The following is a 24,798-nucleotide window of genomic DNA, read 5'->3' as shown; positions in this document are numbered from 1 at the left end:
ATGGCAACACCTGTGAATGTGGGAATGATTGGCTACGGGTTCATGGGACGTGCCCATACGAACGGCTACAAACGCTGCCCGGACTTCTTTCCCGAATTGGGGCATCAACCTGTCTTAAAAGCAGCTTGTGCTCGAAGCGAAGAAAAGATCCAGGCTTTCGCTGACCAGTGGGGGTATGAGTCCATCGAAACAGACTGGCGAAAGCTCATCGCTCGCGATGACATCGACGCCATCGATATTTGCGTGCCGAACAATCTGCACAAAGAAATTGCCATTGCTTGTGCCGAAGCTGGAAAAATGATCCTTTGCGAAAAGCCACTCGCGATGAACGTCGCTGAGGGTGAAGAAATGTGCAAAGCGGTTGAGAAGGCAGGAGTCGCTCATACCGTATGGTACAACTACCGCCGTGTTCCCGCTGTCACCCTGGCGAAGCAGATCATCGAGTCAGGTGCCTTGGGGCGGGTCTTCCACTACCGGGCAAACTTCCTGCAGGATTGGACAATCTCTGAAGATCTTCCACAGGGAGGGGAAGCACTTTGGCGCCTCGATGCTGAAGCAGCTGGTTCCGGAGTGACAGGCGATTTGCTCGCTCATTGTATTGATACAGCGATCTGGTTAAACGGAACCGTCAGCGATGTTTCCGCGATGACAGAAACATTCATCAAAGAGCGAGTGCATCAGGCAACTGGTGAGAAAACCAAAGTGACCATCGACGATGCCTGTGCCTTCATGTGCCACTTCTCGAATGGGTCATTAGGGCTGTTCGAATCGACCCGATACGCTCGGGGACACAAGGCGTTGTACACGCTTGAAATCAACGGCTCGGAGATGTCGCTTCGCTGGGATCTTGAAGATCTGCACCGTCTGGAAGTCTTTGATCACAAAGACGAAGGAGCACTCCGTGGCTGGAAGAGTGTGCATGTGACTGACCATGGAGGCGAACATCCCTACATGGACAAGTGGTGGGTTCCCGGTTTGCAGATCGGTTACGAACACTCGTTCGTGCATCATGTCGCAGACTTCATGAAGAGTCTCGATGAAGGAAAACCTTGCGGACCGACGTTCCGCGATGCACTCGAAACGCAAAAAGTTTGCGATGCCGTTCTCGCAAGCGCGAAAGCCCGCTCCTGGGAAAACGTGTAGTTCTTGATATTGCCGCTTTGCCTCACACTTCGAAGTGTGAGGCAAATGGCGAAATTGCTTTGATCAGACTCGTTCGTGTGCGATCAAATCTTCATAGGTTTCTTTTCGGCGAATAACTTTGTATTCGCTTCCGTCGACCAGAACTTCAGTCCCGCGGCGACGTGAATTATAGTTACTGCTCATCACGGTCCCGTAAGCTCCGGCACTGAACGTCGCAAGCAAGTCACCACGCTGGACTTCTGGGAACGGTCGAGATTTTGCCAAATAATCGCACGACTCGCAAACCGGACCAACAATATCGGCAGGTGGGCAGCCTTCGAGTTCTGCTTCGAAATCTTCTGGAGGGTCGACGGAGGGTTTGACTGGCCAGATTTTATGGAAGGAATCGTACATCGCCGGACGAACGAGGTCGTTCATCGCAGCATCCTGAATCACAAATCTTTTGCCCCCTTCGTGCTTCACGAAGACCACTTCGCTAACGAGGATTCCCGCGTTCCCAGCGATGGAGCGTCCCGGTTCTAATGCCAGACGACATTCTGCTTCTTGAACAAATGGAACAATGACTTCCGCGTATTCCTGAGCGGTCGCTGCTTCGTCCCCTCGATAATTCAAACCGAATCCGCCTCCCAGGTTAATCCAGTTTGTTTGATGCCCCTTCTTTCGGAGCTCGCGAACGATATTGAGGGCTTTCTCAGCTGACTGCCGGTATGGGTCTGTCGTGTTAATCGGCGAACCGATGTGCATATGAATTCCGCGCAACTCCAGATGAGGGTCGGCAAGGACCTTGTCTGCGAGTTCGTTATGTCGTTCGAAGTCCATCCCGAACTTGTTGCCCTTCTTGCCAGTCGTGGTTTTCGCGTGCGTCTTCCCATCGACATCCGGGTTGAGCCGCAATGCGACAGGGGCCACTTTTCCCATCTCGGCAGCGATTCTTGAGATCGCATCGAGCTCGGGTTCACTCTCTACGTTAAACATGAGAATGTCGTTTTCGAGAGCGAAGCGGATTTCTTCATCCGTCTTCCCGACACCCGCAAAGGCAACCTTGGTTGTATCTGCTCCAGCTTCTCGGACACGAAAGAGTTCGCCACCACTCACGACGTCGAAGCTGCAACCTTCTTCGTTGAGAAGTTTGAGGATGCTGAGATTGGAATTCGCCTTGACGGAATAGCAGATTACGGGGTCAACTGCTGCGAAGGCTTCTTGGATTTGACGGTATTCATTGACCAATTTAGATTTAGAATAAATCCACAATGGGGTTCCAAATTCCTGACTCAAGGCAGAAACTGAAACTTGTTCACAAAAGAGTTCGCCGTTTTGATACTGAAAAGGGTCCATTTTTCTACTTCATTTCGAGAGTTTTGATCTGCCTGCCAGATCATAGCAGTCTGGAGTTTGTCCTCAATGGAGAAGGAATCCCGGATTGAACCGCAGGGGGTTTGACCGCAGAGGATTTGTCTCTGTAAACTTTACTTTTGAACACCTAGAGCAGCTTTCGAATTGGTCTTCAGTGTCAATTTAGCCCCCGGTGAGTCACTGGGTGAGGTAATCGAGCACTCAAGATACAGCGATATGACTGCAGACCAATCATGAATTTCCTCTAAAACCTGCATCAAATTGCTATGATGTGAAATTGGCGAGTCAATTTTAAGGAGACCTCTTGGCTGTCTTACAGCTCATCAGTGACGGAAAAGAGAAAACACAGTACGTGCTCGAAGGCGAGCAAATCGTACTGGGGCGGCATCCCAATTGTGAGATTGTTCTGCAATCCGGAGTTGTGAGCCGTCGGCATGCTCAAATTCTTGTAAGCCATGGAACGTATTACCTCGAAGACTTGCGAAGTCGTAACGGGACCTACGTTAACGAGCAAGTCATCTCTGGCCGACACGAACTGCAGGAAGGAGACCAACTCCGCTTGTGCGACGTTGTTCTCACGTTTGCTTTTACTCCTTCTGCACTCATCACTGCCACAAATCGGGTTGGAGCTGATGGAGTCGGTAAAACATTAGAGGTGAGCAATTCCGAAATTTTGAACCTTTCCAGTTCCGTCGAAGAGAGTCGGATGTACCTCCCTCAAGAAGTGGAGGCCGAAGAAAGCTTCGACAGTTCGACCTCTATTCGCAAAGTGGCTTCGTTCAATAACGAAGAATCTCTGGTTGACCCGAGCGTCAAGCTCCGTGCAATTTTAGAAATCACCCAGGCGATCGGACGCGAACTCAAGGTCGAAAAAGTTCTTCCGAAGATGCTCTCGACGCTGTTTAATATTTTCCCACAGGCTGAGCAGGGATTCGTATTGCTGCGGGACAATGAGTTGAGCAAACTCAAGGTCAAAGCAAGCCGTGCTCGCGGGCAGCAAACTGTCGATAATGTTGCGGTTAGCATGACAGTCGTTCGCCATGCGATGCAAACTCGTGAAGCGATTCTCAGCAAGAATGTCTCGGATGATTCGCGGTTCAAAAAGAGTACCGCACTTTCTCGCATGCAGATTCGTTCGATCATGTGCGTTCCCATGGTCACGCCTGAAGATGAGGGAATTGGCGTCATCCAAATCGTCACTCGCGACGAGCAGCAGGCGTTCTCCGAAGAGGATTTGGACTTGCTTGTCAGTTTGGCATCACAAGCATCTCTGGCTGTTGCCAACGCCAGACTGCACGAAGAAGATCTCGTTCGTCGCGAAATTGAACGTGATATGGAATTCGCCACACAGGTCCAACTTGGGTTTCTCCCCAAGTCACGGCCGAAAGTCGACGGTTACACGTTCAGCGATTTCTATGAAGCAGCGTTGAGTGTGGGGGGTGATTACTTCGACTACATCAAGCTCCCTGACGGGAGGCTTGCGATGGCAATTGGCGATGTCGCCGGGAAAGGTATTCCCGCAGCGTTGTTGATGGCTCGGCTCTATTCTTCGACACGCTTTCAATTGCTGACCTGCCCGACTGTTGCCGATGCCGTCTCTGGATTGAATGAAGAGATTTCTTCGAGCGGGCTGGGGCATCGATTTATCACCTTTTTAATCATGGTGATCAATCCAGAAACTCACACAATGGAAATCGTCAACGCAGGGCATTTGACTCCACTGGTGCGGAGTGCCGATGGGTCAGTCAAAGCGGTGGGCAAAGACGATTCCAACTTGCCTTTGGGGATCGTTCCAGATTTAAAATATACATCCTCCACTCGTTCAATTGCCGTGGGCGAAACTTTAATCGCCTTCACCGATGGGGTGACCGAGGCAATGAACAAGAAAAAGGAAATCTTTGGAACCAAGCGACTTGAAGAACTTTTCAAGACGTTGCCCGAAGAGATTCAACTTGTCATTGATGGTGTCGTCAACGCATCGGAAGCTTTTGCAGATGGCATGAATGCACGTGATGATACCTGCCTGATTGGGGTACACAGGGCTGCTCAATGACACTCTCTGTGAATGATGTGCTCGCTGACGATGGGTACATTTCAAGGCGACTGCCGGGGTACGAACTTCGACAGGAGCAACTGGAAATGTCATCTGCTGTCGCGAATGCGATTCAGAACGGGGAGCATCTTGTCGCCGAGGCGGGTACGGGTGTCGGAAAAAGTTTCGCTTACCTGGTGCCGAGTATTCTCGCAGCCACACAGCGAAAGAAAGATGAACCACGCTGCCGTATCGTTATCAGTACACATACGATCAGCTTGCAAGAGCAACTGTTTCAGCGAGATATCCCGTTTTTAAACGCGATTTTGCCGGTGGAATTCTCAGCGGTTTTAGTCAAAGGGCGAGGGAATTACGTCAGTTTGCGACGTCTCAAGGGCGCCTACGAACGAAGTACGTCGCTGTTCGAAACAGAGGAGATGCAACAGCTTCAACAGATCCATCAATGGTCACAGCATACCGACGATGGATCCCGTTCTGACTTGGGGTTTTCTCCGCTGGCAACCGTTTGGGATGAAGTGCGAAGTGACCATGGAAACTGTCTGGGACGACGTTGCCCGACTTATGATGACTGCCACTACTACAAAGCTCGAAAGCGGATTTGGAATGCCGATATCCTGGTCGTCAATCACGCCCTGTTTTTCTCCGATTTAGCGTTACGACGGGAAGGAGCCAGCCTGCTCCCCGAGTATCAAGTCGCAATTATGGACGAAGCCCACACTCTGGAAGATGTGGCTGCTTCGCACTTGGGATTGGCGGTCACAAATGGACAATTCAGCTATCTGTTTGGCAAGCTTTATAATGACCGTACACAAAAAGGAATTCTACTCGAACACAACTTGATCGAATGCCAGCAGCTTGTCAGTCGTTTGCGATTCCTGGTTGATGACTTATTCGACCGTATCGATGTCTGGAGAAATGAATCGGGCCATTCGAATGGTCGAGTTCGACGACCACTCGAGTTCGAAAACCCCGTCAGCACCGATGCGAGCGAACTCGCAATGATGATTCGTCAATACGCCTCGAAACTGGAATCCGAGGAACAGCGAATCAACCTCACTTCCAATGCCGACCGTCTAGACGGATTGGCAATATCACTTCAGAGTTGGCTCAAACAAACCGAAGACGAAGCTGTCTACTGGGTAGAGACATCGGCCGGTCGGAACCGAAACGTCAAGTTGCTTTCATCGCCGATTCAAGTGGGCGCGACATTGCGAGATGAACTCTTTTCGCAGACGAAATCTGTCATTTTGACGAGTGCGACTCTTTCTGTCGGAAAACAAGACTTCAGTTTCTATCGAGACCGAATCGGGCTCAGCAAAGCGAATGAACTCAAACTGGGATCTCCGTTTAATTACAAGAAGCAAGTCAAGTTGATCCTTGCCGAAAACATGCCTGAGCCGGGAGAGAACCCTGGAAAATATGAGCAGGCAGTTGCCTCGAGAATTCAGCAGCACCTCGAAGAACTCGATGGTGGAGCGTTTGTTCTATTCACCAGTTATCGAATGTTGCGAAGTTGCTCGCAAAAATTGAATCGCTGGATGGTAGAGCAAAATCGCATGTTGCTCTGTCAGGGGGATGGAGTTCCGAGAACAACCTTACTCGAACGATTTCGAAAAGATGGGAATGCGGTTCTATTTGGAACTGAATCATTCTGGCAAGGGGTCGATGTTCCGGGGGATGCGTTGAAAATGGTTATCATCACCAAGTTGCCGTTCAGCGTTCCGGATCATCCTTTGCTCGAAGCACGCGTTGAAAAAATTCGCGAGAATGGCGGGAATCCTTTTACTGAGTATCAGGTTCCAGAAGCAGCGATCAAACTTCGCCAGGGATTTGGACGGTTGATTCGCACAGCCAGCGACTCTGGGACCGTTGTAATTCTGGACCCCAGAATTCGTACTAAAGCATACGGCCGGATCTTTATTGAAAGTCTGCCAGAGTGCGACCTTGTGATTAGCTAGAGCAGATTGCTCAACCGTGTGCCTGTGAAGAACTCAATTCTCTAACGAAAATGCAGTTTGCCACGAGGCAGATCCTGCAAGCCAATTCGAAAGATGCTCTAGCAAGATTGAAGAAGTGGCACAGAGCAGTGACTACAAAGCAATGACTCCAAAGTAATGGGAGCCAGCTCATGCGGATTCGGTCCTTCAAAGAATGATCTTCACGATCTGAACCAGTTCAGCGCCACGATTTCGAAGTGAATTGCTCGGTGTTAATTCAGAGAACATTGAAAAGCAGCTTCGCGATTTTGTTACCCGCAATGAAACAGTACTCTGAAGAACAAACACTTTAGGGTTGATACAAAAAAAGAGAGACCGGAATCCGAAGATTCCGGTCTCTCATAATCTTAGCAGGCGTTTTTGTAACTACTCAACATGGGGACGAAGAGTTCGTCAACTTTGCCTGTTTTGATCATACTTAGTTGCAAGCTCCGAGTGGAGCAGCACAGTTTGGAGCACATGCTGCTGGAGCAGCACAGGCTGGCTCACAAGCTGGTGCACATCCTGTGTGAACAGGTGCACAGCAGCCTTTGTCGCGACGGAGGCAGCTACCGAGGTTGCTGCATCGATCTCGCATGCTCTTTGCCCAGCCCATGATACGTCGTTGACGACGTGGCTTGTTGCACTTTGTTACAGGTGCACAGCAAGCTTCTGGAGCTGGAGCACAGCAAGCTGCAGCGGCAGGTGCTGCACAAGCTGGTGCACATGCAGGAGCACATGCAGGAGCTGCACATGCAGGAGCACATGCATTGCCGCAAGGAGCGGCACAGTTAGGGGCACAGGCGTTGCTGCTTGGTGCAGCACAACCTGGGTCACAAGGGGCTGCACAGCTAGGATTAGCGTCACAGCAGGTTGGAGCTGGAGCACAGCATCCACCACGCCCGAACAGACCGGCATCAGCGACGTTAACGCTGGCAGCGATCAGAAGGGCTGCAGTCAAAGTTGTCCACTTCATCTTGAAATCTCCTCGACTTCGTCCCGGGGTTTTTAAATGTGGATTCCATCGTCCGATTCATACTTAAATCAGCTTTTTTGGAGTCCACCACTCACCATGAATGTTTTGGTCCACTAACCTTTAAATTCGGCTTCCGGAGAATTTCAGACGAGTTGCACTTCAAGAAAAACGGCACTATCCCCCAAGGTGGTTCCGGGAGTATCGATTATGCGGAAGTTAACGGGGGATGAGCTTTGGAGAATGTTTCTAATCCATTATTCTGCATGTGTTTACGCGTCTTTAAGAACAATAAAACCAGGGGACGGTTTCACGTTGAATGACCTCATTGTTTTCGTTTCACTGCTATTATTATGCGGTGCGATTGGTGTTTCCTACACTTCGTTCAGATCAAACTCGATTGCAGTTCTCTCTCCGGCATTTCTTTGGGGGATTTTTGCAATCTTATTCTGGATCATCGCGACCACTTCTTCACTGAGCAGACTTCACGTCGATGCAGCCTGGCAAGACCAGGCATGGTACTGGTCGGCAATACTGGCCTGTTGTCCGTTGATCTCGGTACTGGGCGCCAAGAGACCGACTTCACGAGTTTGGAACTGGTTCATTATCTTACCGCTTATCGCGGTACTGGGTTGGCCAGCCGTGACGGTCCTTGTTCGTTACCCGGATCTGGTCGCCTTAAAGATCCAGGCTCCGGTCTATATTGGATTCGTACTCGTCTTAGTGATGGGAATTGGAAACTACATGGGGTCGAGGTACGGACTGAGCGCGTTCTTTATTGGGGTCGCTGTGATACTCTCATTGTGGCCGATGTCCAATTCCTATTTGGGAGATCACGACTCAGTTACGCGACTTCGGGGTTTTGCATCCCTCTTTTGCGGGTTTGCAGTGCTGCATGGATTTCGACAGTCAATTCGGCCTTCTCTTGATGAATCAAGATTCGATAAGGTGTGGTTTGATTTCCGTGACGCCTTTGGAATAGTTTGGTCGATTCGAATTCAAGACCGCATCAACCAAACTGCTGTCAAAGAGAAATGGTGCGTTCGACTCGGAACAGAAGGATTCGTCTGGGAAGATGAGGCCCCGTCTGATAAACGAGAACATACAGAAGAACGTTTACGCCATACACTATATTGGTTATTGCGACGTTTCGTTGATCCGATCTGGATTGACGAACGACTGAATCAGCAGATCAACACTCTGGATACTTCAGCATGACTGTAAAATCACTCGATCAAAAACTGGCCGCGATCCATCGAGATCCAACTGGCTGTAAAGAATTCATTATCGCTGATGCCAAAGATGCCGACATGGCCTTCGGGATGGCCGCTCCTGGAGAAATCTGCGGGAGTAATGAAGGCGAATGCCGATTCAAAACTCTCGCCGAATATCGCGAGCAAATTCGCCAAGTGATTCGGCAAGGTGTTGTTGACATTGTATTGATGTCTGCCAGCACCAGCGAAAAGCTGTGCCTTGAAGAACGCCTCTTCGAGAATTCACATATTACACCCGCAATTCGCGCGAACGACGCCTCGGACATCTTCGCTTTTCGAGGGAGTAATATCCCTTCTGAGCCAGCTTATCCATTTCGAACAGCCCAGCTTGACCACGCTCAATGCGGGCATCTCGATTGTGAACCGGGCGAGCGGGCGGCAGGAGCCGATCTAGGATTGTACTCGGTGACGTTCAATAATGACCGCACAATCGATCTGACAACCTTGAATGCTTACAACGAGTTTCGTGCAGAAGCTGAGCGAAAAGGCTTTCGACATTTTCTTGAAGTTTTTCACCCGAACATCCAGGATGCTGTCACAGCTGAAACCGTTCCGTACTTTATTAATGATGTCATTGCACGAACGCTCGCTGGGGTTGCAACTGCAGGGCGTCCGATCTTTTTGAAAATCCCCTACCCCGGCCCAGAAGCTCTCGAAGAACTTGTTGCCTATGATCCGCATTTAATTGTCGGAATTCTCGGTGGATCATCGGGGACAACGCGTGATGCATTTCAAATGATTCACGATGCTCACAAGCACGGTGCTCGCGTGGCGCTATATGGTCGCAAAATCAACAACGCCGAGAACCAACTCGCATTCATCGAATTCTTAAGACACATCGTGGATGGGGTCATTTCACCGGAAGAGGCTGTACGGGCATATCATTCGGTTTTAGAGAAACTTTCGATCCGTCCACACCGACCGCTCGATCAAGACATGCAGGAAACTGCGGGTGTGATGAGTTACGGTGGCGACACGCCGACTCCGAGCGGCTCTTCGAACCAGTCAAGTAGTTCGCAAGCTACATCAAACCCGATCGACTTCGCGAAGATGACGAGCGAAGAGCGATTGGCGTATCACATGGACCGACTCAAGAATCTGTGAGACCATCCGTCATCAAAAGACGGGATAGACTGTAACACCGATTAATACGATGACCAAACCGACCAGTCCCATACAGGCTGTCATCGGCGTGATGTATTTCAAACCCTCGGCTTCGGTCATCCCGCTCATTTTGGTAATAACCCAAAATCCGCTGTCGTTCATCCAGGAGATAGGCTTCGATCCACAGCCAATCGCTGCTGCAAGATAAAATGTTTCAAACGGCAAGTTCCCGTCTCTCGCAATCCCGGAAAGAATTCCGGCTGCGGTAATCATGGCGACTGATGCGGAACCTTGTGCGGTTCGGATTGCAGTGGTGATCAGAAATGCGAGAATGCAAATGATTTGTGGGGACGCTTCCGGGAGATTCTGGATCAGCTCGGCGACTCCAGTTTGACGCAGCACCTGCCCAAATGCTCCCCCCGCAGCTGTGATGAGAATAATAACGCCCCCGCTCGCCAATGCAGACTGAACAGAGGTCGACAGTTCAGCGAATGAGCGTTTCTTCTGCCGAATCAAAGTTGCCATCGCAACTATGGCTGAAAGGATCAGGGCGACGTTCTTATCACCCAGCGTCGCAATCGTTCTCTTGACGCCCGGACTCAAGTCGATCGGAAAACCGGAGTAGCTCACAATGGTTTGCAACGAAATCAACACAACTGGCAGCACAATCGGCAAGCACGCGATCCCGAATGATGGGAGTTCGCTCTCATCGATTTGCATCGATTCTTCCAGATCAGCAAGAGAAAAATCTACTGACTCTCGCAACGGGAGTTCCACTCTGCGATTCAATAATGTTGCATAAAGATAGCCAAACCCAGCTGCGAACAGACCAACAATTGCTCCTCCAAGAATCATGACTCCCAGGTCGACACCGAGTTCTTCAGCGACCAGAAGCGGCCCCGGAGTTGGCGGGACGAGCGAATGAGCCATGGTCGCTCCGCACACGATTGTCAGTACGTAAAGGATGTAATTCCCCCCAGTTCGGAGTCGCATCGCTTTCCCTAACGGAATCATCAGATAGAAAACGGTGTCGAAAAAAACAGGAATGCCGAGGAAGAATCCGCTGACCATAAAGGCGGCCGGAGCAGCTCTTTCGCCGAACCAGCTGAGTGTTGTTCGCACAATCCGGTCGGCAGCTCCACTATCAAGCAGGCATTTTCCGATGATCGCAGCCATGGCAATCAAGATTCCGATCTTAACGCAAGTTCCTCCAAACCCGCCGGAAACTCGCGCTCCGATCGTCGCACGGGAAGCTTTTAAGGCCGATTTCATTTCCAGCGAATGAATTGCCCGGTATGTCGCCAGAGTGGGATCTAAAGCGACTTGTCCGTCTATTGAGACAATCTCCGCTTGTGCCCATTGTTCACCGGGGGAGTCTCCATCGATCCACTTCGTTATTCGAAGCTGTCCCACTTGCTGGAAGGATTTTGAATCGGACTCTCTGGAAATTAGAAGATATTGCATGTCCGGCGAGACTCCCTGCTTCTCACCGGCATGGAGAGTCACAGTTTGAGAATCGGCCTGAACGTCAACAGGGAATGAAGCGCTCGTGACATGATATCGCTGAAGTGCAGTTGATGGCGTTAGCAACGCGACAATGAATGCGGCGGAAATTAACGCTAAGAAGGCGTGCAGCCGCATCGCCAATATCGATCCAACAACAACTACGATTCCTGCAAGCAGGATGAAGACCAATCCCCAAGTCGAATCCATACGATGCCGCTCTTTGTGATATCAATGCTTGTTGATAAAGAGGCCATCGTAGCGAGTCACGGTATATTGTAAAACGAGAGAGTCACACTGAGATGAACGAGAGATCATTCTCGGCAGAGGAGATGATTCCTCCGTACGTACGCACGATGAACTCTCGGAAGTCTCACCCTGACTCGGATGTTTCTTCCCTTTGGTTCACAAGAGCTGTTGATACTTGCCCTTAACCCTGATCGCTGGGAACAGCAATCTTCACAGTTTCTCAAGCGTTCCTGACAAGGATCTGCTCGGAACAGGCGTTTCTAACGGACGTGAAAGAATGCGTAGTACATAATTCCAAAGCAGACGAAGAAGATTGAGACTTTCATCCACAATGGGAGTGTTTCCAGTGTCAGTTCAACGGGTTGCGTTTGCGACTGAATTGGCGGAGGGACAGCGACTGGTTGTCCAGCTTGAGCAACCGGTGGCCGATTGATCGCGGGCTGACGCAAATTCTGCACGGCGGCACCATTTCCATGAACAGCATCATTGGAATTTGTGGCATCGGTCATTGCGATCCCAGTCTCGTCGACTGGCATGAAGTCAGATTTATTGACAGGAGAATTGTCCCACAAGACTCCACAGTGAGGACATTCCTGGCCGGACTTGCTTGTCAGTGAAACTTCCTTCATGCAGCTTCCGCAAATGATCGTCACTGTCGGCTCGCCAGCGTTGCTCGGCTTTGCCGGTTGCATCACCATAATTTTTTCATCACCCGCAGGCTCTGATTCCGGCATCGGAGATTTCGGAGTATTCTCCTCGAGGGCGAGATTAAATTGGGTTAAGTTTGCAACTGTGACGTCTTCAGATTTCGAAATCTTGATCATGAATTCGTCAGCGACTTCCCCTTGTCCCCATTTCAAGTTGGCGTCAGGAAGATTCAACGACTCCAGTTTTTCGAATAGATATTCGATCCCCCCAGGATTTCGAAATCGAGATCGATCGGGGACAACCAAGGCGGCGTTAGAGGTCATCGAGAGCATTTGTCCTCGTACGACCACACCCAGCTTGGACTTGAGAATCACGCGGACTGATGGCTCAAACTTTAACGTGGGCAACTCTTTGGCCCCAGGCGTAACCGAGTCCGTCGCAGCCGGTTTTGCGTCAACAAACTGCGCATGAGCCAAGCTGGATAGAGACAGAAAACTGATCACAGCTAATAAGCTGAAGACAGCCTGGAATTTGCAAGCGGTCGAAGCTGATCGCTGTCCCATTGGAAAAGAAGTTAAGCTCTTTATGAAATTGCCCATTCTGGTCTCCCCTAGGCTTCAGTCTCACGAGTTCAGTTCGCGTTCAGTTGTAAGATGTTAACTTCTATTTCAGGAACTTCCTATAGCCTACGACTTTTTTGTCGGACAGTAAATAGGCCAATTCACGATTTTACAAGATCCTGACAGTCATATCTTTATTCGGCAATGGGAAATCGTTCTGAGGTTGTTTATAGTGTCTGCGGCGAAACTTGCCTCAATTTCAGGTTCTTATGAGCAGATTGCAGGGCCTGACAGACGCGTCCGGGGCTTCTGTTTTGTAGAATTTGAATAGATTGTGCCTCGGAGTTTTCCGCAGGCTCGTTGGCCTACTCGCCAAAATGGGCTGAATTGACTCAGCAATAATGAACCAACTGGAGGCGATTTCATTCCCCTTCGGTCTTTGTCATTATTTATTGATGAGTAGAGGACAACGTGTCACTAAAAGTTTCCAGAATCGATGCAGAAATTAAAAAAACGTCCAGAAACATGCAAAGAGAGTCCACCGACTTGGATCGTCTTGCGTCAAATTGAAAGGCTTCCCTGAGTGTTTTGGGAGCAGAAAGTTCAAGTCGCTGTTGAAACCCATATTGGCTTGCGTCGCAAGAACAATGAGGATTCAGCGTGCTTTCAGCTATGCCAGGACGAAGAGCAGTGGCGAAAACGTGGGCATTTATTCGTCGTGGCAGATGGAATGGGAGGCCACGCGGTTGGGGAACTCGCAAGTCGAATCGCTATTGAGACTCTGCCTCACGCGTTCTTCAAAACAACTGAAAAAGACGTTCGCAGCACTCTTCAGGAAGCTGTCACCACTGCCAACGAGGCGATCTATCAGCGTGGCAGCACAAACGAAGACTTTCTCCACATGGGGACGACTTGTACTTCGTTAACCTTGTGTCCTCGGGGAGCAATGATCGCACACGTCGGAGACAGCCGCGCCTACCGGGTTCGAAGAGACCGCATCGACCAGTTAACGTTCGACCACAGTCTGGAATGGGAACTGGAACGGCGAAATCAATCGCTCATCGGTGTGGTGGACATGAGTAAACACCGCAACATTATTACACGGTCACTCGGTCCAGAAGCGAATGTCGAAGTCGACATCGAAGGTCCTTATCCCGTGATCCCGGGTGACACATTTGTTCTCTGCACTGATGGGCTTTCGAATCAAGTCACGGATGAAGAGATCGGTGCGATTGCTCGCGAGCTTTCTCCAAGTCGGGCTGCCAAGTTGCTTATTCATCTTGCGAACGTCCGTGGTGGGCCCGACAATTCAACTGTCATCGTCGCGCGTGTTGGTGATCTCCCCGCAAACGTACAACCGGTTTATGTAGAAGAAGAGATCGATGATACAATCAACCTGGACTGGTCTTGGTTCATTGGATTTTCTGTTGCCGCGCTAGCACTCGTATCAGGCTTGTGGATGCTGTTGTTTAACCATCCAACCAAAGGCGCGATCACCACTGTCATTGCGGTCATCGGTTTTTTGGCCTTAGCGATTGGGGCCTATCGCAAACAGCGTGAACTTCTGGCTTCGACAGCGGATGATTCTCAACTCACCAAATTTTTGAGACCACATCGAACGGCAGTCTGCCTCGATTCGAAAAACTTATGCGAACTTCTCTCCGCCATCGAAATCGATCTGCGTCGCGCGGCTCAAGAAGATGGCTGGTCCGTCAACTGGAAGGAGCACAAAAACGCTCTCGAAGGAGCCGGCCGAGCTGTTCAGGAGAAACGGTACTCGAGAGGCGTCCGAAATTTTGCGAACGCAATCGGGGAAATCATGGACGAACATCCGATCCGCAGCGGGAATTAGAGCAGTTTGCTCCTCCGTGTGCCCTTGAAGAACGCGTTTCATCAATGAAATTGCTGTTCGCCACGAGGCAGAACCTGCACACCAGTTCGAAAGATGCTCAAGCCTCTGACTCAAGGTGAGTAATTCTATGGGGTTACGAAAGTGATCTCTACATGCGAGAAAAATCTTAATCGCTTAACCAACGTGCGGCATCTTTCGAGAAGTAGGTCAGAATCATATCGGCACCGGCTCGCTTCATGCTGGTGAGCATTTCCAGTGCGACCCGTTGTTCGTCGATCCAACCGTTCGCTGCCGCCGCTTTCACCATCGAGTATTCACCACTGACGTTATAGGCTGCCAGTGGCAACTCCGGATGAACTTCTTTGACCCGATGGATAATATCCAGATAACTCAGCGCCGGTTTGACCATTAAGATGTCCGCACCTTCGAGGACATCCAAATCGACTTCGCGTAACGCTTCGTTCCCGTTTGCCGGGTCCATTTGGTAAGTCGCCCGGTCACCGAACTGCGGTGTACTTTCAGCAGCATCGCGAAACGGTCCATAGAAACCGGAACTGTACTTGGCTGCATAACTCATAATTGGAAGATGTGAGAACTCGTTCTCGTCGAGCACCTCTCGCAGGGCTGCGATCATGCCGTCCATCATTCCACTGGGAGCGATCAGATCAGCCCCTGCCTGAGCGTGGCTGAGAGCTTCCTTTTGCAGAATCTCCAGAGTGGCATCGTTATCGACATCCATAACCCCGGTTTTGTCATTGATAATGCCGCAGTGTCCGTGGTCTGTAAATTCGCAAAAACAGACATCGGTGATGACGAGTAAATCTGACCCACTCGCCTTGATCACTCGGACGGCCTGTTGAATGATCCCCTCGTCGGAATAGGCATCTGATCCGACAGCATCTTTATGTTCAGGAATTCCGAACAGAATGACGCCGGGAATTCCCAGGCTTTCAATCTCTTTGATTTCCTGCGGGAGTTTATCGACAGTGAGCTGTCGATGCCCGGGCATCGACGTGATCGGAATTTCTTCGCCTTCACCATGTCGGATGAACAACGGGAGGATCAAGTCATTCGGGGTGAGAGTCGTCTCACGAACGAGGTCTCTTAATTTCGAATGACGGCGAAGCCTCCGCGGACGAACTGTCGGGAACATGATAGTTTGCCTTCTCTCAGTTGAGCGAATGAATCAATCTTCTGGAAAGAGATCCCAAGTCGAACGTTCTTGCACTTCAAGTCAATGAAGAGCTCTGGATGCGGAATCTCTTGAAGTCAGCAGCGATAGAGCAGTTTGCTCTATCGTTTGCCCGTGAAGAACGCATTTCTCTAGTAAAAATACAGTTCGCCACGAGGCAGAACCTGCAAACCAATTCGAAAGATGCTCTAGTTTTCTCAAATCGCTGTTCGCATTCAGTCTCATATCATACTGTCATTTTACTGATGAAACACATGCGACACCGTCAAACTCCAGGTTCAATTGCTAGAGCACACCTTCGGTCTTTTAAGCGACCTAAGCTCCAAACAATTCATCATCGGATTCGTCTTCAGACTCATTGTCTACCAAGTCATCAGTTGTCCAATGCATTCCCTGCCAAACAACACCTGGCCGGTCGATGTAGTCGACTTCGTCGGTGTGGATTTCGACGATTTCTGCTGGCAATTCTTCACAGCGAGACTGGAATGCAAGAACGAAATTCGTCGCAGCCTCTTCGGACTCCGCAAGAACTCCCCATTCTCTCTGGTATTCGGTCCAATCATCCTGTCCGTACAGACATCCCCGGGAATCTTTCCAGGCTTCATTGAGAGGCTGGCGAATCTGGACATTGAAGAAGTTGACAGTTTTTGTCTCTTCGATTTGATCTCGTAATCCATCGAAATAGGTGTCCGGCAAGAATCCGGCAACCAGCAGTTGATGCTCGAGCTTTGTCCGCAACAGGTGATTCGCAGGTAAGTGTTTTGAGTGTTCCCAAATATGACCGAAGAGCCGAACGAGTCCATTTAATGAAAGGTAGTCGATTTCACTGAGTTGCTCATCAAGCACTTCAGTGAAGATGGAATCGATTTGTTCCTGATCTTGCCCTAGTGCGATCATATTACAAAGTTTGATGGCGGAGAGATGGAATGTTCCCGGTGGTTCGAATTCATTTTCCGCTGCAATTGCCAGCAGACTTTCTTCGTGTCGACCGAGTTGCATCAGGGCGACACCACGATAGTAGTGTGCCCAGGTTTGAGGTTCTCCCAAGGCGAAGAATTTATCCATGTAAGTCAGCACCGAATCAAACTGTTCAATCTGCAACGCCGTCATAGCAGCTTCCCAGGCGATGGATTGATCATCAGCTCCTTCTCGCAAACTCAAGTCGAGCACAGCCAGGGCATCACGTGGTCGGTCCGACTGCCGATATACATCCGCCAGTGGAAGAACTACGGACGGTTCGGTTCGCTTCAAACGAAATCCGCGAGAATAGCAGCGTTCAGCTTCTCCCTGATTTCCCTCATCAAGATAGAAATCCCCTGCTCGCGAGAAGTTTTTGGCGTGTGTCACTTTGGGAGATGTCGATCGTTTGAACCAGGCCTCTAATTGCTCAACGGTAATCGACTCGAATGCGCCGGGATCAGCCTGTCGGAAATAGTTTCCAAGCGCTGCGACAACGCTCACTGTGACGGGGTCGTCAAAAAAGGCTTCAAGAATTTGTAGTGCCCAAGGCCAGATTCTGGTTGCGTCTTCGGTCCCTTGAACAACGAATTGGCTCAAGTGAACGAGATAGGCTCCATCGCGGGGATCTTCAATCCGACTTGGCGTGTAGCTGAGAAACTCTTCAAGAACCTGTTCGCGGACAGTCTCATCCTCGGGGGCGAGCATTAGCCGTTGCATGATTCCTGCGAGGGTGTTCCCCAGTGGTGTTTCAGCTTCAGCATCGTCCGAATCATCGCCACTTTCTGCGTTGCCTGAAGTTGATTCCTCCCCGGCTTGGCTGGAAGATTCGACAGTCGGCACACCACTCTCCTGGAGCGCCGCGACCGGTGAGGTCGCAGTTTCGGCATTAAACAGTTGTTCAAGGCGTCTGAGTGTCAGAAAATCTTGTGCTTCGCTGGCACTGGCTTCTAGACCTTTGGTGAGTGCTTCAGCTCGCTTTTGATTATTGCTCAACAAGTAGGCAGCAATGAGGCGTAAGCGGACTTCAAACCAGTCTTTATGACAATTCTGCTCAGTGAGCCGGCGATCCCATTCAGTGAGCGTTTCAATTGCTTTTTCAAAGTCACCAGAGAGAACATTTTCCAGTGCGTCGCACATTGAGCGACGCAGCTCGATAAACAACCATTCTCCTTCTTCGGGTAACTCGCTTTCGACGCTGCTCCAATCAAATCGCGGCTTGCCTGCCAGCATTAAAGCCTCGTCGAGAGTCGCTGCCACCAGGAGTTTTGAACGAGTTTTCAAGTAGACATCTTCAGCGACAGACATCTCAAATGCTTTGTTCAACTCTTGAATCGCCAACTCAAGCCGGCCTTCCAAGATGAACAGCTTTCCTAACTTCTGATGACCGGACCAACGGCGATCCTTATTGTCGGAGCCATCTTTCCGGTACTCGAGCAGGGACTCACACTGATGCCGGACCATTTCAAGGTCATCGGCAGCGAAATAGACGTCCGCAGCGTACTCGCGGAAGCATTTCACACATTCCATTTTCCCGGTTTGCCGACAAACCTGAAGCCCTTCATTGATGCACTCGTGCATCCCCTCAGAGTTGAATCCCGACATCATCCCCGTTGCCTCAGCGAGGTTGTCGTAAGCACAGGTCGACATCCAGGAGCAGAGCCAATGATAGTGACCTTCATCGAGATTCGGCTGGATGCGGCGTGCCTGTTCTTCGTTTTCGAGTAGTAAGACCAACTCGACCGAGGCTTCCCGGGTTGCCTGAGGGTCGAGGAGCCCATGCCCAAACCGCATTTGGTCAAATAAGCCCCGCATATAATGTACTGCGAGTCCGTGGGTTTTCGACAGGCGTGTCGCCTCTTTCGCGATGCGAACCGCGGAGCGGATTTGGCACTTTTGAAAACACTCCTCAGATTTTTTGTCGAGTTCTTCAAGTTGCTGTTCGATTTGATCGAGTTCGTCGGACATCATTTCGCCTGCGGTGTGCTAAATTACGCCTCTCGTTTGCAACAGCCTGACCGATTCGCGATCGTTCTGAGGTGCAAACAGGAGGAAAGTTGCCTTGCATCAGTGAGATATTTGCCCCATCGTCGCGAATTTGAGAATGAGACGCAATCGATCCAATCGTTTCCGGAAAATGATTTCGTTTTTGTGTAGAAGACTGCGAAATCTGAGTCGATTCGCTAGGCTGCGTCTATCTTTCGCCTTGTTACCATATTGTTTTTCGAATCAAGAGATCATCAATGAGTTCAAAGTCCCCGACTGAATACCTGACCCAAATGTTTGGCCTGGAGGGAAAAACCGCTGTCATTGTTGGCGGAACGGGCGTTCTGGGAGGAGCGATTTGCGATGCACTCGCTGGAGCTGGGGCACATATTTTTGTCGTTGGGCGGAATGCTGAAGCAGGGCAAGAAGTTGTCGATCGCTGGTCCGACCGGGCAACGTTTTTTCAGGCAGACGCAACAGATCGGGCGGATCTCGAAAAGCTTGTCGAAGAATTGAAGTCACAGAATCGCCAATGCGATATTCTCGTCAACGGAGCTGGCACGAATTCTGCAACTCCGTTCATGGAGATCACAGATGAAGAATGGGACCGGATTTTCAAAGTGAACCTGACCGGGCTACGCTCTGCGTGCCAGGTTCTTGGGAAATACATGATGGATGCAGGGACTCATGGCTCCATCATCAACGTCGCTTCCCTGACTTCGATTAAGCCACTCTCACGCGTATTCACTTATTCAGCAAGTAAAGCGGCTGTGCTGAACCTCACCGAAAATCTGGCCCGAGAGTTCGCTCCGCACAATATCCGTGTGAATGCCATCTCCCCCGGATTCTTCCCAGCTGAGCAGAATCGAAAAGTTCTGACACCGGACCGCATTGAAAGCATCATGCGGCATACACCAATGAATCGATTTGGAGAGCCCAAAGAGCTTGAAGGAGCGATTTTGCTGATGGCTTCAAATCAAGCCGGTGGATTCCTGACCGGCTCAAACATCGTCGTAGATGGTGGATTCAACGCGATGACGATCTGATCTGATACGACCATTCGCGGCCATGCTGGAAATCACTTTCCAGCATGGTCATTGCTTTTGAGAAGACATCCAGAATCTCAGAGACTCTTTCCGAAGCAGCACTCTGCCATTGGACACTGGAAGCATGCGGGATCGCACTGTGTCCCACGCCACTGTCGGCCTCTGAATTCCGACAGTTAAATAGCAAACAGCTTGTGTATCTCGTCGAGCCCAGCGAATCTCTTGCGGTGAATGCTCTCGGATTTCATCGAAATACCTTGAGGGCCATCCCCGGTCACCATTGAGACACGCTTTCTGCTTCGTCACTCAGCTGGGACAAATCCAATATTGGTCTTTACGTTCTGCCTCGTGGTGAGCAGCAATCTTTATTGACGAAACGCATTCTTCACGGGCACACGGTCGAGCAATTTGCACCAATGGGACACTGAAGTCCTTGATGAAACATCCTCGACGTTTCAATCATTCTGAGGAGTCTTTGGAACGCCGATTGTCACCTCTTCGAGTTGATGAAGACACGAAGGTGTTTGTTGATGTATTTCCGGTTTGCGACACCCATAAACAAAAATAATGAACTTGTTCCACAGAACCGCAGCATCGGTATCAATCAGAAATACCTTCTGACTCGGCAAATCACGTTCTTCGAGAGCTTCGGATTCTCTGATGCAATCGATACTCAGACCGTGAGAATTTGAGGGTTGTCGCGATGGTGCTGCTGATTAAGATGGATTGTGGAGGGTTGTTTTTAGCCTTCTACCGATCGAACTGCTTGTACAGTTTCGCTTGTTTACCTGACTGGGATGAGTTGTAATCTCCCCCATATCAGTATGAACTGATGTAGTTTCGATTTCTCAACAATTCTCGACGGATTGATTCAAGTTCGAGGCTTGAACCTTTTTGCTTGAAAGTGCATTGTGAACTAGGTTGAAGTAACGGTTCTGAGGTCGGAATGTGCTGGCCTCATTTGCGCACGGATGCAATTAAAGTCAGTCGAGTGATTCTCAGCGAAAGTCGAGGTCACGAAAACAAAGGGGGACACGATGGGACTCACCATCGTTCAACGCCGATTTGCATCTCAAGTTCGTCTCTTCACGTTCATTGCGTTACTACTTTCGTTTTGTTCCTCTGCCATTGCTGTCGACGTCACAGTTGTCGACCAGCAAACTGCATTGCAGGACGGAATGAGTCTGGAGCAGGATCGGAATTGGCGGGAAGCCATTCGCGTTTATCGCGCAGCACTCAAAAAGTGGAAAGACGATGAAGCTCTCAAGCTGGGCCTGCGTCGCTCACAATTCCACTACTCCATCGATCGGCGCTATCTCGACGATAGTTTCAAAATGTCACTCAAGCCGATGTCGCTCGATGCGGCACTGAGCCTGTATGACGACGTCATCGTCAATCTTCAGGGATACTATGTCGAGCCGATTAGTGTCAGTACGATTGTGGCCCACGGAACTGAAAGCCTCTGGCTCGCGTTGGGGAATGAAAAATTTGTCGAGGAAAATCTCACCGGAGTCTCCTCAGAACAGGTGGAACACTTAAGACGGAAACTCTATGAAGGCTACTGGAACAAACGTGTTCCACATCGCTTTTCTGCCCAGGAAGTTGTCACCGAAGTTTGCGAGCTCTGTAAGTCGGAAGTCGGACTTGATTGCGGACCTGTGATCATGGAATACGTTTTCGGGGCCTGCAATTGTCTGGATGATTACAGCAGCGTCCTGACACCGACAAAAGACAAAGACCTCACCGGAAATATCGAAGGAAAGTTTGTCGGCATCGGCATAGTCATGGAAGCAGACCTTGGAGCCGGTATGAACCTCGGTCAAGTTCTCCCGGACAGCCCAGCCTTTGAAGCCGGGTTGAAACGTGGTGACGTCATCACGGCTGTCGATGGTGAAGATTGTCGCTACATGTCCACTGAAGAAGCAGCTTCACTATTGTCGGGGACATCCGGAAGCCAGGTGCAATTACAGATTCAACGAGAGAACGCGGCGCCGTTTTCGGTGCGATGCGTCCGACGAGAAGTGAATATCAAAAGCGTCTCCGTTGCGAAAATTATCGATTCGCAAAATGGAATCGGTTACATCCAGATGACGGGATTCCAACAGAACACAACTCAAGAAATGGACGAAGCCCTTCGCAAGTTGAGTGCTCAAGGCATGAAGATGCTGATCTGGGACTTGCGTGAGAATCCAGGTGGGCTGCTGAATGTCGCTGTCGAAGTCGCAGACCGATTCATTTCCGAGGGGGTCATCGTTTCGACTCGAGGACGAGCTGCAAATCAATCTTCCGCTTTCCGAGCACATGCTCCCGGAACCTGGGATATGCCTTTGTTGCTCTTGATCGATGAAAACAGTGCCAGTGCCAGTGAGATCATCGCGGGGACCATTCGTGATCATCATCGGGGAAAGATTGTTGGCCGGACATCCTTTGGAAAGTGGAGTGTCCAAACAATCTTCCGTGCCCGCTTTGGAACAAGTATTCGTCTGACGACTGCCAAGTTCTACTCGCCGAATGGTGACACATGGGGTAAAGTAGGGCTCAAACCAGACATCCTCGTTGAAGTGGGGCCAACGGATCGCCCTTTGGGTGATGTGGACTTGGTGAACGACCCGGATTTGCAAGCAGCCCTGCAATTCTTCACGTCACAGGAATACACGAAGCGTTAAATAATGAATGACTCTGGCGACTCAGCCTCTGCCCCGAATCCGAAATGGTTAAAAGGCAAAGGGTTGGGGCCACAAGTAAAATGGTCCGTCGGGACCGATGGAGCCCTCACCGCTTTGGCGTATGCACGCGAAAGCGGTGATCTTTTTATCACTGACGAATCAAACACGATCACGCGCATCGACCGCCTCGGAAAAATCGCCACGTTGAATCGTGTCCACGATTCAATCTTCGCCCTCGCCTGGAGTGACGACGGTCGATACGGTGCTGCAATCGCAGGCGAAGACAATATTGTTCGCTTCGATCGGGAACTCAAAACGGTCCACAGCATCAATCTTCCCGACATCGGATTGGGAATCGCCATCTCCCCATTTGGTCATCATGTCGCTGTCAGCATGTCGAACGGGAGAAACGTCTTCTTCAATGAACGAAAGCGACGTATCGCGCAGTTCGAAACGATACGCCCTCTCTCCTTCCTACAGTTCTGCGCCAGCGAACCGCTCGTCTTCGGAGCTGCAGAGCATGGACTCATTTGCTGCCACAACTTGTCTGGTGCAGAAATCTGGCAGGAGAAAAACTGGTCGAACGTCGGCGGAATTCAAATCACTGGAGACGGTGATCTCGTTTACCTCGCCAGCTTCGGCCATGGCATTGAGGCCTACGACGGCGATGGTGCCTCGATCGGATCTTATGTCTTGGATGGGACGGTCAATCATATCGCGGTGAGTTATGAACCTCAGCGACTTCTCGCCGGGACCGTCGAACGAAATCTGATCTGGCTCGACGCCGATGGAGAACTCCTTTGGGCCACCACCGTGGAAGATGAAATCGTCGACCTGATTTGCGATCCACTCGGCGAATGGGCGATCGTCGGCTTCCAGAGCCAAGGCGTCTACCGACTCGACTGGGGCGGCGTTTAGAGCAGTTTGCTCTATCGTTTGCCCGTGAAGTACGCATTCCTCTAGTAAAAATGCTGTTCGCCACGAGGCAGAACCTGCAAACCGATTCGAAAGATGCTCTAATCCCAGCGACTCATCTCGTTGGATTGAATCGTTGGATTGATCTAAAGCGACACAGAGCAGCAGCCCTGCTCCTCTACCGTGGTGATTTCCAGACAGTCGAGTCCGCGTTACAATTCATTCAATCAAAGCGGCCACTGGTCCGACTCGGGTCGTTACAATTCAAGACCTTGAGTGCAGCTCAACAGCAAGGGGAGAATGTGCATTCAGGTGATGAGGTCAACGTTTAGCACAGAGCCCAATCTTATGAGATGTCGAACCCAGACTGTTTCAGCAATCGTTTTTGTTTTGCTGTTTGCGTCAGTTGCCTTTGCTCAGCAGACCAAGAAGGCTCCCAAAAAACCTGCGCCATTCAACTGGGTCAACAAGCTGCCGAAGAATGCCTCGAAGGCAATTCAGCACGCAACTTTTCACAGCGATGCGAACGACACAGAGGTCGGGTACTGCATTTTACTTCCGCCGGGCTACAGCCAGAAGAAAAATGACGATCAGCGATACCCGGTTGTGTACTGGCTCCACGGAGGTCGTCCCGGTAGCGAGACCAAGAATATCTCAATGGTGAAATACATTGAGCCGGCGATGAAAGATGCAAAAATCCCGCCGATGATCTACGTCTTCCCCAACGGCGGAAAGCTCAGCCACTATGATCACGCAGAGTTCAAAGGAGAGCAGGCGTTTCTGGAACTCATTAATCACATCGATGCGACTTACCGCACAATTGCAGATCGTAAAGGCCGAGCCATCGAAGGGTTCTCTCAAGGTGGACGCGGAGCAGGTCGCGACATGTTCAAGTATCCAGAGCTGTTCTGCTCAGCAGCTCCTTTGGGTGGTGGCCATCAGCATGAAAAGCGAATCAGCGAAAGTGAAGGAGCCGAAAGCAATAATCTAACGATCTCTCCTCCCTGGAATAACACTTGGGATCTCGCCAAAAAGTACACAGAAAAGAAGAACGCTCCGAAGCTGCGAATTCTGGTCGCTGTCGGAACTGAAGACTTCAATTTTGAGGCCAATCAAGAATGGTCAAAGCACATGAAGAGTTTGGGGATCGACCACGAATTTGTCATCGTTCCTGACATCCCTCACAGTTCACAAAAAATGTACGAGAAGATTGGCGACCACATCCTGAACTTTCATGTTGAAAGCTTCCGTCAAAGCGGCGGGTTGAGTCGCCCTATATAACTAAGTTTGAACTCTGTCTCGTGAAATGCCGTGCTCGATGCGATGCGATGCGATACGCTTTTCACGG

Annotated in this window: 16 protein-coding genes; 11 read left to right on the top strand and 5 right to left on the bottom strand. The window is 50.3% G+C overall.

Going from position 1 to position 24,798, the window contains the following annotated elements; genetic code table 11:
- Positions 1 to 1,143 carry a Gfo/Idh/MocA family protein gene (locus ACN0YR_RS04280; protein ID WP_417847954.1) on the top strand — a complete coding sequence of 381 codons (1,143 nt, stop codon included), beginning with the start codon at positions 1 to 3 and terminating at the stop codon, positions 1,141 to 1,143.
- 63 nt (positions 1,144 to 1,206) lie between these two features.
- On the opposite strand, the gene lysA is transcribed toward ACN0YR_RS04280, so the two are convergent.
- Complete coding sequence (lysA, locus tag ACN0YR_RS04275) at positions 1,207 to 2,478, bottom strand: diaminopimelate decarboxylase (RefSeq protein WP_417847953.1); 1,272 nt, start codon at positions 2,476 to 2,478, stop codon at positions 1,207 to 1,209.
- A gap of 322 nt (positions 2,479 to 2,800) precedes the next feature.
- On the opposite strand from lysA, the gene ACN0YR_RS04270 reads away from it, so the two are divergent.
- From ACN0YR_RS04270 to ACN0YR_RS04250, 5 genes are all read left to right on the top strand, one after another.
- A complete protein-coding gene (locus tag ACN0YR_RS04270; RefSeq protein ID WP_417847952.1) occupies positions 2,801 to 4,549 on the top strand; it encodes a SpoIIE family protein phosphatase in 1,749 nt (582 codons plus the stop codon).
- Entirely contained in the window at positions 4,546 to 6,507 is a 1,962-nt protein-coding gene (locus ACN0YR_RS04265; RefSeq protein WP_417847951.1) for an ATP-dependent DNA helicase, read from the top strand. The genes ACN0YR_RS04270 and ACN0YR_RS04265 overlap by 4 nt, the downstream gene beginning before the upstream one ends.
- Positions 6,508 to 7,163: 656 nt before the next feature.
- Complete coding sequence (locus ACN0YR_RS04260; RefSeq protein WP_417847950.1) at positions 7,164 to 7,568, top strand: hypothetical protein; 405 nt, start codon at positions 7,164 to 7,166, stop codon at positions 7,566 to 7,568.
- Positions 7,569 to 7,813: 245 nt separating this feature from the next.
- Positions 7,814 to 8,716 carry a hypothetical protein gene (locus tag ACN0YR_RS04255; protein WP_417847949.1) on the top strand — a complete coding sequence of 301 codons (903 nt, stop codon included), beginning with the start codon at positions 7,814 to 7,816 and terminating at the stop codon, positions 8,714 to 8,716.
- Positions 8,713 to 9,876, top strand: a complete 1,164-nt coding sequence (locus ACN0YR_RS04250) for a hypothetical protein (protein WP_417847948.1) — start codon at positions 8,713 to 8,715, stop codon at positions 9,874 to 9,876. Before ACN0YR_RS04255 ends, ACN0YR_RS04250 begins: the two co-directional genes overlap by 4 nt.
- A gap of 12 nt (positions 9,877 to 9,888) precedes the next feature.
- On the opposite strand, the gene ACN0YR_RS04245 is transcribed toward ACN0YR_RS04250, so the two are convergent.
- Both ACN0YR_RS04245 and ACN0YR_RS04240 read right to left on the bottom strand, forming a co-directional pair.
- Positions 9,889 to 11,589 (bottom strand): GntP family permease, encoded by a 1,701-nt coding sequence (locus ACN0YR_RS04245; RefSeq protein ID WP_417847947.1) that lies wholly within the window; start codon positions 11,587 to 11,589, stop codon positions 9,889 to 9,891.
- 299 nt (positions 11,590 to 11,888) lie between these two features.
- Complete coding sequence (locus tag ACN0YR_RS04240) at positions 11,889 to 12,875, bottom strand: hypothetical protein (RefSeq protein WP_417847946.1); 987 nt, start codon at positions 12,873 to 12,875, stop codon at positions 11,889 to 11,891.
- 544 nt (positions 12,876 to 13,419) lie between these two features.
- Here ACN0YR_RS04240 and ACN0YR_RS04235 point away from each other — a divergent pair.
- Complete coding sequence (locus tag ACN0YR_RS04235) at positions 13,420 to 14,688, top strand: PP2C family protein-serine/threonine phosphatase (protein ID WP_417847945.1); 1,269 nt, start codon at positions 13,420 to 13,422, stop codon at positions 14,686 to 14,688.
- Between the two features lie 166 nt (positions 14,689 to 14,854).
- Here the strand turns inward: ACN0YR_RS04235 and hemB are convergent, their stop codons facing one another.
- Entirely contained in the window at positions 14,855 to 15,841 is a 987-nt protein-coding gene (gene hemB, locus ACN0YR_RS04230) for a porphobilinogen synthase (RefSeq protein ID WP_417847944.1), read from the bottom strand.
- Between the two features lie 354 nt (positions 15,842 to 16,195).
- Positions 16,196 to 18,808 (bottom strand): tetratricopeptide repeat protein, encoded by a 2,613-nt coding sequence (locus ACN0YR_RS04225; protein ID WP_417847943.1) that lies wholly within the window; start codon positions 18,806 to 18,808, stop codon positions 16,196 to 16,198.
- Between the two features lie 272 nt (positions 18,809 to 19,080).
- Between ACN0YR_RS04225 and ACN0YR_RS04220 the strand changes: the two genes are divergently transcribed.
- The 4 genes from ACN0YR_RS04220 to ACN0YR_RS04205 all read left to right on the top strand — a co-directional run bounded on the left by ACN0YR_RS04220 (position 19,081) and on the right by ACN0YR_RS04205 (position 24,731).
- Positions 19,081 to 19,869 carry an SDR family oxidoreductase gene (locus ACN0YR_RS04220; protein WP_417847942.1) on the top strand — a complete coding sequence of 263 codons (789 nt, stop codon included), beginning with the start codon at positions 19,081 to 19,083 and terminating at the stop codon, positions 19,867 to 19,869.
- Between the two features lie 1,037 nt (positions 19,870 to 20,906).
- Positions 20,907 to 22,535, top strand: a complete 1,629-nt coding sequence (locus ACN0YR_RS04215; protein WP_417847941.1) for a S41 family peptidase — start codon at positions 20,907 to 20,909, stop codon at positions 22,533 to 22,535.
- A gap of 3 nt (positions 22,536 to 22,538) precedes the next feature.
- Complete coding sequence (locus ACN0YR_RS04210; protein WP_417847940.1) at positions 22,539 to 23,453, top strand: hypothetical protein; 915 nt, start codon at positions 22,539 to 22,541, stop codon at positions 23,451 to 23,453.
- 345 nt (positions 23,454 to 23,798) lie between these two features.
- Positions 23,799 to 24,731 (top strand): alpha/beta hydrolase, encoded by a 933-nt coding sequence (locus tag ACN0YR_RS04205; protein WP_417847939.1) that lies wholly within the window; start codon positions 23,799 to 23,801, stop codon positions 24,729 to 24,731.
- Positions 24,732 to 24,798 lie beyond the last annotated feature (67 nt).

It is taken from the genome of Thalassoglobus sp. (genome assembly GCF_048270125.1).
Taxonomy (GTDB): domain Bacteria; phylum Planctomycetota; class Planctomycetia; order Planctomycetales; family Planctomycetaceae; genus Thalassoglobus.
This window is presented reverse-complemented; position numbering and strand designations above follow the sequence as displayed.

What these genes read in the sequence shown, in the direction of transcription:
- ACN0YR_RS04250 (WP_417847948.1), top strand. Translation starts at nt 8,713, where the DNA reads ATGACTGTAAAATCACTCGATCAAAAACTGGCCGCGATCCATCGAGAT.
- ACN0YR_RS04240 (WP_417847946.1), bottom strand. Translation starts at nt 12,875, where the DNA reads ATGGGCAATTTCATAAAGAGCTTAACTTCTTTTCCAATGGGACAGCGA.
- ACN0YR_RS04245 (WP_417847947.1), bottom strand. Translation starts at nt 11,589, where the DNA reads ATGGATTCGACTTGGGGATTGGTCTTCATCCTGCTTGCAGGAATCGTA.
- ACN0YR_RS04215 (WP_417847941.1), top strand. Translation starts at nt 20,907, where the DNA reads ATGGGACTCACCATCGTTCAACGCCGATTTGCATCTCAAGTTCGTCTC.
- hemB (WP_417847944.1), bottom strand. Translation starts at nt 15,841, where the DNA reads ATGTTCCCGACAGTTCGTCCGCGGAGGCTTCGCCGTCATTCGAAATTA.
- ACN0YR_RS04205 (WP_417847939.1), top strand. Translation starts at nt 23,799, where the DNA reads ATGAGATGTCGAACCCAGACTGTTTCAGCAATCGTTTTTGTTTTGCTG.
- ACN0YR_RS04210 (WP_417847940.1), top strand. Translation starts at nt 22,539, where the DNA reads ATGAATGACTCTGGCGACTCAGCCTCTGCCCCGAATCCGAAATGGTTA.
- ACN0YR_RS04265 (WP_417847951.1), top strand. Translation starts at nt 4,546, where the DNA reads ATGACACTCTCTGTGAATGATGTGCTCGCTGACGATGGGTACATTTCA.
- ACN0YR_RS04225 (WP_417847943.1), bottom strand. Translation starts at nt 18,808, where the DNA reads ATGATGTCCGACGAACTCGATCAAATCGAACAGCAACTTGAAGAACTC.
- ACN0YR_RS04220 (WP_417847942.1), top strand. Translation starts at nt 19,081, where the DNA reads ATGAGTTCAAAGTCCCCGACTGAATACCTGACCCAAATGTTTGGCCTG.
- ACN0YR_RS04280 (WP_417847954.1), top strand. Translation starts at nt 1, where the DNA reads ATGGCAACACCTGTGAATGTGGGAATGATTGGCTACGGGTTCATGGGA.
- lysA (WP_417847953.1), bottom strand. Translation starts at nt 2,478, where the DNA reads ATGGACCCTTTTCAGTATCAAAACGGCGAACTCTTTTGTGAACAAGTT.